We start from the raw sequence: 9,560 nt of genomic DNA, 5'->3' as shown, positions 1-9,560 counted from the left end.
GACTGCGGTTACCTTCAGGGCATGCATCGTGAGATACTCGGCGATGAGGCGCCGCATTGCGGCATCATCGTCAATGACAAGAACATGTTTCAACGGCACACCTCGTTTTGGCGTTTGGGCCCCGATCAGGGTTGCATTACCTGAATCTGCAATCAAAAGGCATGTATTAGTGATGACATTACTTGAAATTGAACAACTGGTTCTCAAAACCCTCAACGCTCTAGTTGCCGAAAAAGTAGAGGTCTCGATGACAACCAGAATGCGGGATCTCGGCCTCGACAGCCTCGACTATAACGAGCTTGCTACGGCGATCGAGAGCCGACTTGGCTGGTTTGTCGACGATTACAAGCTCTGGCGATACGAGTCCGTAAGGCATGTCGCCGACGCCGTCGCCAGTCAGGAGTTGCGCACCGCGGAACCACCAGCAGTGCGGCAAGTGCTGGAGTAGTGCTGTAGGCACAGGTTACGGTGAGGGCAGCTTGGGCGGCGGTAGCTATGGCCATTGCTCCGCTGTGGTTTGTATCCGTGACTGGTGTGTTTGAGAACTGTTGGGTCAGCCCGGTCCATGTCGCAGTGCCGATGCCCCCTTGGTGGCGTTGCCCGCAATTGCGATCGCTGCGCCCAGGGCACCAATGCTGACGGTCGTTGTCAGGCCACCCGTTGAATTGTTGTCAGAGGCAACAGTGCCCACCACACCCCCAATCGGTGGTCGTATAGACCGACATGTAGTCACGGAACACGCTCTCACTATACGTGGTCACGATCGTTGCCGTCGTACCGGTTGGCACGAGGGCTGACCACACTGACAGATAGACCACACCAGAATTGAAGATGCTTTCCACCTGAGCGAGAAGGGTGGCAGCCACACCCCCAATCGTCATACTGTTGACGGTCACTGCACTTTCGGTGTCAGTGGTCTCAGTTGTCACGATGACACGACGATTAGCGTGTGGCGCGACAAGAAGCGGAATGCTGGTGTGGGTGTAAACGGTCGTGGCAGTCGAGTCTTCGTGAGTGCCATTGAAGACCAGATCTATCGGGAACATTTTCTCCCAGACGCCCGAGCTGCGCACATAGACCTGTCGAGCCTTGGTCCAGAGGCTTGAGATTTTCACCCAGACGGCGCTGGCCGCCCCCCAGACCCCGGAGGCTTTGACGTAAAGGGCCATTACGGCTGCACCCAGAAATCACCGTCCACGCCGCCAGAAGGGGCAGCGGCCGAGATCGTGACGCTGCGATTTGCCATCGTGCCGACGCCGAGAAGCGCCTTGGTCTGGGCAATGGACTGCGGTCGACGATAATTGTCCCCGGTGCCGTCACTCGACACGCGACCGACGAAGCTCGTCACAGCGTCGGCACCTGTGGCGTAGGTCGAGCGGTACAAACGCGTCGTGATATCACCAGCGCCATCGCGCTGAGGCGATGAACATGTATGGCGAGAGCAGAACGTTTGGGGCGGGGCGGGACGAAGAGGTTGCGGAGGGCTGACAAGGTCGAGACGAAGCGTTGCAGGCCTCTCGGCGATCGGACCCCTGCATCATCCGCTCCCGTTTTCGCGTCGGCACATGGGAATTCTCCGCTCCGTTGTTCAACCCCTTGTGCGACCGGTGCTTGACGTCCGGCATCACCTGTCGCTTTGCCGCTCCATACGAGCGCAGCTAGTCGGTGATCATGCGCTTCGGCGCGAGCCCCTGCTTCTTCAACAGCCGCGTCAGCAAGCGCTTGGCGGCCTTGGTGTTGCGGCGGTTTTGCACGATTTCGTCCAGCACATATCCATCCTGGTCGACGGTGCGCCACAACCAAAGCTTTTTGCCGGGCGATGGTGACGACCACTTCGTTCAGGTACCAGACGTCATTCCGGCACGGCGGCTTGCGGCGCAAGCAGCGAGCGCAGTCCAGCCCGAACTTGATGCCCCACCGGCGACTTGTCTCATACGAAACCACGATGCCGCGTTCCAGCAGCATTTCCTCAACCAGGCGCAGGCTCAGCGGAAACCGGAAATAAAGCCAGACCGCGTGGGCGATAATAGGCGGCGGAAATCGGGGGGCGTGTAGCTGACGGCGGGCGTATTCATGCCCCCCGGCGTCCATGTCGCAAATCTTGACGATTGCTTTGTGTGTCAAGCCCGCCGCAGGTCTCAACGCGTTCAATGCAGACATTGTGAAAATCGCCCTATTCCGCCTTTTTTTACCGCCCCTTAAGTCCCCCGCTCGCATGCTTGTCGATGCCATTGAACTCATAGCCATCGGCCAAGGATTTTGGAAAATATGTTTCCGCTCGCAGCAGAAAACGTGAGAGTCGCTGTAGGCCTAACGTTAAGGGGAGAGAGCGGTTTGATTGGACGAAATGGGTACCGGAGTACCGAGTCATGAAGCCACGAGGTAATCTGGTCCGACTGAAGCAATTTCAGGTGAATGAGAAGCGGCGACAGTTGCACCAGCTAGACATCATGATTGCCGATTTCGAACGCATGGCGCGAGAACTGGACTTCCAGTTAAACGCCGAGGAAACGAAGGCCGGCATCTCCGATGTCAATCATTTCGCTTATCCGACGTTCGCCAAGGCCGCTCGCCTACGTCGTGACAACGTCAAGAATTCGCAATCGGACCTTCTGCGGCAGAGAACCGCAGCCGAGCCATGCCTCGCCGAGGCTGAAGCAGAGCTCTCCAAGGCGCAAATGCTAGAATCGCGCAGCGGCAGAGGCCACGACCTCGAACCCGGCAACCGAAGCGCCATGATCGGCTGAGCCGGATGGCTTCAGCGCGCCTCATTCGCGACACCCGACTGGCCGTTGGCGCGCGAGAGGCGTGCGGGCACTGTAAAGATATCAGCGTATTGATGCAGCGATAGCTGGTCGGGACGGCTGTCATGCTGCGGCGACATACGCGATTTTGTTCCAGATTTGCATGGCGGCGTTACGCAGGTATTGGGGGAAAGTGGAACTGGTTGGCACTCGGATCATCGGTGGAAACGAACCGCTGCCGGCGGATCGGCGCCTGGCGGCAACGCCTGGCGCTTTCGGCGGCGGCGGTAACGGCAAAGCAGGCTGGCCGGTCGAGGATGAAGCGGCACCTGCGCGATGCCGTTCTGCTCACGGCCGGGAGACGGGGTCGGCCCCGCCGGCCGGATGCTGCTCGCTTGGCGCGGCATCGTAAAGTCAACCGACAGCTTATGAAGATGTGCGTACATTGGGCCATGTCAGAAGTTGCTCGTGATCCGCTCTATGGTCGCCACCGCTTTCCCGCCGAGATCATTGCGCACGCGGTATGGCTCTACTTTCGCTTTCCGCTCAGCCTGCGCATGGTTGAGGACATGCTGGCGGCCCGCGGCATCATCGTCACGCATCAGACCGTTCGAAGCTGCGCGGAGAAATTCGGACGGCATTCCGCCCAGGAGATCAATATCAGCCGGCTGCCTGGGCGATAAATGGCATCTCGACGAATGTGTCGTGGCTATCAGTGGCAAGAAGCAGTGGCTCCGGCGTGCCGTCGATCAGGACGGCTTCGTCCTCGAAGTGCTGGTACAAAGCCGCCGAAATGCCAAGGCGGCAAAGCGTCTGATGCGCAAGTTGCTGAAAGCTCAAGGGCGGACACCACGGATCATGATCACCGACAAGCTCCGATCCTATGATGCCGCCATGCGCGACCTCATGCCCGGCGTCGAACACCGGTCGCACACAGGCCTGAATAATCGAGCGGAAAATTCGCACCAGCCGACCCGACGACGCGAAAGGATCATGAAACGCTTCAAGTCGGCACGCCAGCTTCAGCGGTTCGTTTCCATCCATGATCCGATTGCCGACCTGCTCACTTTCCCTGCAATGCGCTGTCATCGGCTCAACATCGAGACCTGCGTAACGCCCCATGCAAATCTGGAACAAAATCGCGTGTGTCGCCACAGCGTGACAGCCGTCCCGGCCAGCTATCGCTGCGTCAAGCCGCTGAAACTTACAGTGCCGGGCGCGCTGCTACCTGAATTTCCTTACCGCTCAATCAATGTGACAGCACCGATTCTTCTCAACCGCGGCATGCCCTAAATCGTCACTTGCGTTCCGATCTCGACGACGCGTCCGGTCGGGATCTGGAAGTACTCCGTCGCGTCGGCCGCCGTACGCGCCAGGCCGATGAACAACCGGTCCTGCCACACCGGCATGCCGGAATTGGGCGAGGCCTTGAGCGAACGCCGTGACAGGAAGAACGAGGTCGTCATGATGTCGAACTTCCAGCCTTGCTTGCGGCAGATCGCCAGCGCGCGCGGGATGTTCGGCTGCTCCATGTAGCCGAAGGTCAGCGTCACCCGCATGAACAGCTCGTTGACCGTCTCCATCTTGACCCGGTCGCTGTCGGGCACCACCGGTTGCGGCGCGGTCACCACCGAAAGGATGACGTTCTGCTCGTGCAGCACCTTGTAGTGCTTCAGGCTGTGCATCAGCGCGGTTGGCGCGCTGAGTGGATCGCTCGTCAGGAACACCGCGGTGCCGGACACCAGCTGCGGCTTTTTCTTCAGGAGATTGCCGGCGAGGAAATCGAGCGGGATTTCGTTGCGGCGGGTCTTGTCGAACAGATAGCGGCTGCCGCGCACCCAGGTCCACATAGCCAGCACAATGGTGAAGGCCACCGCCAGCGAAGCCCAGCCACCCTCGAACACTTTGACGATGTTGGAGGCAAAAAAGCCGACATCGATGAAGCCGAACAGCGCCGTCATGGCGACCGCCACCCACAGCCGCCATTTCCAGATCCGGGTCATGACGACGAACAGCAGCACCGTCGTCACCAGCATGTTGCCGGTCACCGAGATGCCATAGGCGGAGGCGAGCTTGCTCGATTCGCCGAAACCGACGACCAGCAGCATCACCGCCAGCGCCAGCAACAGATTGACGCGCGGCATGTAGATCTGGCCCGACTGCTTCTCCGAGGTGTGCAGGATTTCCAGGCGCGGCAGCATATTGAGCTGCACCGCCTGCCGGGTCAGCGAGAAGGCGCCGGAGATGACCGCCTGGCTGGCGATGACAGTCGCGGCCGTCGCCAGCACGACCATCGGGATCAGCGTCCAGCCTTCGTTCATCTCGAAGAATGGATGGCCGACGACGCCATTCTTGGCCAGCACGAAGGCGCCTTGCCCGGCATAATTGAGCAGCAGGCAGGGAAACACGATCGCCAGCCAGGCCAGCACGATCGGCTTGCGGCCGAAATGGCCGAGATCGGCATAGAGTGCTTCGGCGCCGGTGACGGCGAGGAAGATGGCGCCGATGGTCACGAAAGCGACGTCGGGCGAATTGATCAGAAACGCGACGATGTAGTGCGGGCTCACCGCCCACAGGATTTCCGGATCGGCGATGATGTGGTTGAGCCCGGAAAGGCCAATTGCCAGGAACCACACCGCCGTCACCGGGCCGAACACCAATCCTACCCCGCCCGTGCCGAAGCGCTGCACCGCAAACACCATGGTAAGAATGACCAGTGTCAGCGGCACGACATAGGGCTGGAAGGTCGGCGTGACGACATTCATGCCCTCAACCGCCGACAGCACCGATATCGCCGGTGTGATGACGGCATCACCGAAGAAAAGCGATGCCCCGACGATGCCGATGCCGAGCATCAGCGCCGAGCGCTTGGGGAAACTGCCGCGCGCCAGCGCCATCAGCGACAGCACGCCGCCCTCGCCGCCGTTATCGGCGCGCAGCACGAACATGATGTACTTGATGGTGACGATGATCGTCAGCGACCAGATGATCAATGACAAAACGCCGAGGATATCGCCGCGCTCGGCGACATTGCCGCCCGACGACGCCACCAGCGCCTCATGGAACGCGTAGATCGGGCTGGTGCCAATATCGCCATAGACAACGCCGAGCGCGCCTAGCATCAGCACCTCGGGGCTTTGCTGTTCGATTGCCGGATGGCTCGACTGTTCGACGGGTTCTGCCTCGCTACCAGTATTGGTAAGGACCATGGACGACACTCCGATAAGGGGCGGCCCTCTACCTTTGCTGCACTGCAATATCAAGTGCCGCGACGTAATGGCTCCGTATGCGGACCGCATTTGTTGCCGCACCGGCGGATTGTCTCATACGAAACCACGATCCCGCTCCCGGGCCATTTCCTCGACGAGACACAGGCCAAGGGGACCTGAAGGAGGGCCAGACCGGATGGGCGATGATCTGCGGCAGGAAACGATGGCGCTGCTTGTAGCTGACGGCATGTCTTTCTCCTTTGTGTGTCTGCCAGACGAGCGGGCGGGCACGGAAGTGGTCGCGCTCTGGCTGCCAGACATACTCGTCCAACCTGATGAAAACCTGACTTGTACACCCAGCCCAAACAGGTGCGAGGGGTCGGTCTATTACCAAAGGCTCTGAGGGCTGATTCTCTAGGGTTCGGCATTCAATACACCGAGCGCTTGCGGAGGCCGGCGTCGAACCCGCAGTGGGCAGTGTCGGCGACTCTTTCGATAATGCTCTCGCGGAAACGATCAACGGTCTTTACAAGGCCGAGGTGATCCATCGACGCGGACCCTGGCGCTCATTCGAGGCCGTCGAGTTCGCCACGCTCGAATGGGTCGACTGCTTCAACAATCGCTGGCTGCTGGAGCCCATCGGCAACATCCCGCCGGCCGAAGCCGAGGAACGCTACTACGGCATGTTGGATGAACCAGCCATAGCCGCGTGACTCAAACGAAACGGCCACCGGAATGCCCGGGGCAGTTCACATCGCATTTGATGCCAGCTTCATCGTATTTTCTTCGGCTTGGACGGGCACTTGGCAGACCCACAGAGCTGGGAACCCTTTGCCATACTACAACTGTAACATCATATCGGTTTAGCAGGTCAAGCTTTGGTGGTAACCTCATTGGGTAGAATAACTACTTTGGAGGCGAGCAATGGATCGCGATAACAAACGGGCACGTGCAGCTGCAAGATCATCTCAAGGCGTGGGGAGCAGTAGCCTCCGTGACGTTCCAGAGGGGCCATTGAGCGATGTTGCAGAACGGCTGGTAACCGCTAACCCGCGCGATACAGCGCGAAATCTTGGGGGCTTCAAAGGCCTCGGGACGCACGAGCGAACAGCCGTTCGGGGCACTCAACCCGGGCCAGAAACTGACCTCGCGAGATTTGAAAGGCGGACCAATCGTCTTGGACGATCAGCCATCGATCTGGCCGCGACATTAACAGCCGAATTGGGGTACAGCACGGATGACATAGCATTGCAGAAAGTCGGAGCGGCCAGTAATCTAGGCGATTACCTAACGCCAGGGCTGCAAGATGCTATTGTTAATCGCATTGGCAACATGGATCCGCCGTCGCAAGCTCTCGGAGCTTATTACGTTGCGCCACACTTCAGTAAGTTTACTGACGAAAACAAATCTCGCATTCTTGATCAGGCCATTGGATTGGCTTCTTCTGATCCGGATGGCAATGTCAGGATGATGGCATCCAATGCTATTCTCAACATGTATCAACAGTTAGACGCAAACCAACAGGCCCAAGCTCACTCAGTTTTTCCCGGCATGCAAGACATCTTGCCGCACATGCCGCCGCCGCAGCATGCAGCAGAGGAACGGAGTGCGAATCTGGACGGCCACATAGCAGGTATTGAGGCTGCAGTCCGTGATACAGTAGGCCCGCAAACCTCGTATGAACAGCTGCAGCGGGGTGCTCAAATCGGGCGGTCCATAAACCACGCCTTCAATCACGCCCGAGAGGACCTAATGGAGGCCACCAGAAGCAGAGATCGCTCCGGCCGTTGAGGTCTCGGCCATGGTACAGTGACGCTTTCTCTCCCGAATTCCGTTTACGGCCTTGCCGTTTCCAATTCGCTGGCCGTTGACGTACCTGCTTAGTGTAACTTTCAAAAACCACGTCTGCCGGGTGATGCGCTGCAAGCATCGCACCACCCGCTGCGGCATCGATCTGTCGAGCGGCGACATCGCGCGACGCCGGTTCGGTCTCTGAAGCACGCGCAGCATTAGCTACGGCTAATCCGGCAATGGAACAATGCTTTCAACAAAAACGACGCCCCCCAACATAGCCATTAGCATCGCGTGCTCACTCGCCGTGGGCTTCTGTGCGGCAAGTCTTTACGCAACCTTCCGCCACGGCGGCAGCGGCGAGGCTCTGATGGCGTTTGATGTCCGTGCCTTTTGGTTTGAGACGCCCTTCTATTTGGGTTTCGCAACCCCCGTTTTCTATCGGGGCGCGGCTATCGTGCTCTCGACGTCCGCGGTCGTCTTGCTGATTCAGCAGATCGTATTGCGCCGCAAGCTCGAACACCACGGGACGGCTCGTTGGGCTCGAGTGGATGAAATGCGACGCACGGGATATCTGCGACGATACCGTGGCGTGACAGGGCCGGTGTTTGGGAAGACAAGTGGCCCTTTCTGGCCTGGCTACTACCTGACCAATGGCGAGCAGCCTCACAGCCTCATCGTTGCACCGACCCGCGCTGGCAAGGGCGTCGGCATAGTCATTCCAACGCTACTTACATTCAAAGGCTCGGTGATAGCTCTGGACGTCAAGGGGGAGCTCTTTGAGCTCACCTCGAGGGCGCGCAAAGCCGCAGGTGACGACGTGTTTAAATTCGCGCCGCTGGATTCGGAGCGGCGCACAAACTGCTACAATCCGCTGTTGGATCTTATAGCGTTGCCTCCACAGCAGCAATTCACCGAAGCCCGCCGCTTGGCCGCAAACCTGATTACGGCCAAGGGGGAGGGCGCGGAAGGTTTCGTCAGCGGCGCGCGAGATATCTTTGTCGCGGGAATCCTTGCCTGCATCGAGCGGGGCACGCCAACAATCGGCGCCGTCTATGACCTCTTCGCCCAGCCGGGGGAGAAGTTTAAGCTCTTCGCGCGACTCGCCATGGAGACCCAGAACAAAGAGGCACAACGCATCTTCGACGACATGGCGGGGAACGATACGAAAATCCTAACCTCCTACACTTCCGTGCTCGGCGATGGCGGGCTCAACCTGTGGGCGGATCCCGCTGTAAAGGCGGCCACAAGTCGCTCGGACTTTTCGGTCTATGATCTTCGCCGTCGCAGAACGTGCATCTATCTTTGCGTTGGTCCGAACGACCTTGAGGTGATCGCGCCTCTGATACGCTTGTTTTTTCAGCAAATCGTTTCAATTCTGCAGCGGTCGCTGGCCCGCCGGGATGAAAAGCACGAGGTTCTCTTCCTGCTCGACGAGTTCAAGCACTTGGGTAAGCTGGAAGCGATCGAGACCGCAATCACGACTATCGCGGGCTACAAGGGGCGTTTCATGCTCATCATCCAAAGCCTTTCGGCACTGACGGGGGCTTATGGAGAGGCTGGCAAGCAGAATTTTCTCAGCAATACCGGACTGCAAGTGTTCATGGCCACGGCTGATGACGAGACTCCGAACTACATTTCCAAGGCCATCGGTGAATACACGTTTGAAGCCAAATCGATTTCCCACAGCCAGGCGCGAACGTTCGACTGGACCATTCAGAATTCACATCAAGGTGCACCGCTATTGCGTCCCGAACAGGTTCGGCTGCTCGATGACGACTACGAGATTGTTCTCATCAAAGGTCTGCCACCATTA

Annotated in this window: 7 protein-coding genes and 5 pseudogenes; 7 read left to right on the top strand and 5 right to left on the bottom strand. The window is 58.8% G+C overall.

Features of this window, described 5'->3' with window-relative positions; genetic code table 11:
- Window positions 1-93: pseudogene (locus NKK51_RS32155) on the bottom strand (DNA-binding response regulator); the annotation flags it as partial.
- Here NKK51_RS32155 and NKK51_RS32150 point away from each other — a divergent pair.
- Window positions 74-448 carry an acyl carrier protein gene (locus NKK51_RS32150; RefSeq protein WP_352556301.1) on the top strand — a complete coding sequence of 125 codons (375 nt, stop codon included), beginning with the start codon at window positions 74-76 and terminating at the stop codon, window positions 446-448. The pseudogene NKK51_RS32155 and the gene NKK51_RS32150 overlap by 20 nt on opposite strands.
- Window positions 449-671: 223 nt before the next feature.
- Here NKK51_RS32150 and NKK51_RS32145 read toward each other — a convergent pair whose 3' ends face one another.
- From NKK51_RS32145 to NKK51_RS32135, 3 genes and pseudogenes are all read right to left on the bottom strand, one after another.
- Window positions 672-1,169 carry a hypothetical protein gene (locus NKK51_RS32145; RefSeq protein WP_352556299.1) on the bottom strand — a complete coding sequence of 166 codons (498 nt, stop codon included), beginning with the start codon at window positions 1,167-1,169 and terminating at the stop codon, window positions 672-674.
- Window positions 1,169-1,348, bottom strand: coding sequence for a hypothetical protein (locus tag NKK51_RS32140; RefSeq protein ID WP_031194388.1), 180 nt, complete (start codon window positions 1,346-1,348; stop codon window positions 1,169-1,171). The genes NKK51_RS32145 and NKK51_RS32140 overlap by 1 nt, the downstream gene beginning before the upstream one ends.
- Window positions 1,345-2,075, bottom strand: a pseudogene (locus NKK51_RS32135) (IS6 family transposase). The gene NKK51_RS32140 and the pseudogene NKK51_RS32135 overlap by 4 nt, the downstream one beginning before the upstream one ends.
- Before the next feature lie 294 nt (window positions 2,076-2,369).
- Here NKK51_RS32135 and NKK51_RS32130 point away from each other — a divergent pair.
- The 3 genes and pseudogenes from NKK51_RS32130 (at window position 2,370) to NKK51_RS32120 (ending at window position 3,906) form a co-directional block, all read left to right on the top strand.
- Entirely contained in the window at window positions 2,370-2,747 is a 378-nt protein-coding gene (locus NKK51_RS32130; RefSeq protein ID WP_023679574.1) for a hypothetical protein, read from the top strand.
- A gap of 122 nt (window positions 2,748-2,869) precedes the next feature.
- Window positions 2,870-3,121: pseudogene (locus tag NKK51_RS32125) on the top strand (DUF1403 family protein); the annotation flags it as partial.
- 75 nt (window positions 3,122-3,196) lie between these two features.
- Window positions 3,197-3,906, top strand: a pseudogene (locus NKK51_RS32120) (IS6 family transposase).
- A gap of 127 nt (window positions 3,907-4,033) precedes the next feature.
- On the opposite strand, the gene NKK51_RS32115 reads toward NKK51_RS32120, so the two are convergent.
- Window positions 4,034-5,953: a potassium transporter Kup gene (locus NKK51_RS32115; RefSeq protein ID WP_352556297.1), complete on the bottom strand. Its 1,920-nt coding sequence runs from the start codon at window positions 5,951-5,953 to the stop codon at window positions 4,034-4,036.
- Between the two features lie 443 nt (window positions 5,954-6,396).
- Between NKK51_RS32115 and NKK51_RS32110 the strand changes: the two are divergent.
- The 3 genes and pseudogenes from NKK51_RS32110 to virD4 all read left to right on the top strand — a co-directional run.
- Window positions 6,397-6,666 (top strand): annotated as a pseudogene (locus NKK51_RS32110) (integrase core domain-containing protein); the annotation flags it as partial.
- 301 nt (window positions 6,667-6,967) lie between these two features.
- The gene (locus tag NKK51_RS32105) at window positions 6,968-7,744 is read left to right on the top strand and encodes a hypothetical protein (protein ID WP_245260339.1); all 777 of its coding nucleotides are present in this window, start codon (window positions 6,968-6,970) and stop codon (window positions 7,742-7,744) included.
- A gap of 247 nt (window positions 7,745-7,991) precedes the next feature.
- The coding region (virD4, locus tag NKK51_RS32100; RefSeq protein WP_352556295.1) for a type IV secretion system ATPase VirD4 at window positions 7,992-9,560 on the top strand (1,569 nt) is incomplete at its 3' end.

It is taken from the genome of Mesorhizobium sp. M0011 (assembly GCF_040324155.1).
In the GTDB taxonomy this organism is placed as follows: Bacteria; Pseudomonadota; Alphaproteobacteria; order Rhizobiales; family Rhizobiaceae; genus Mesorhizobium.
Note: the sequence above shows the minus strand (reverse complement) of the source record. Positions and strands in the feature narration are given on the sequence as shown.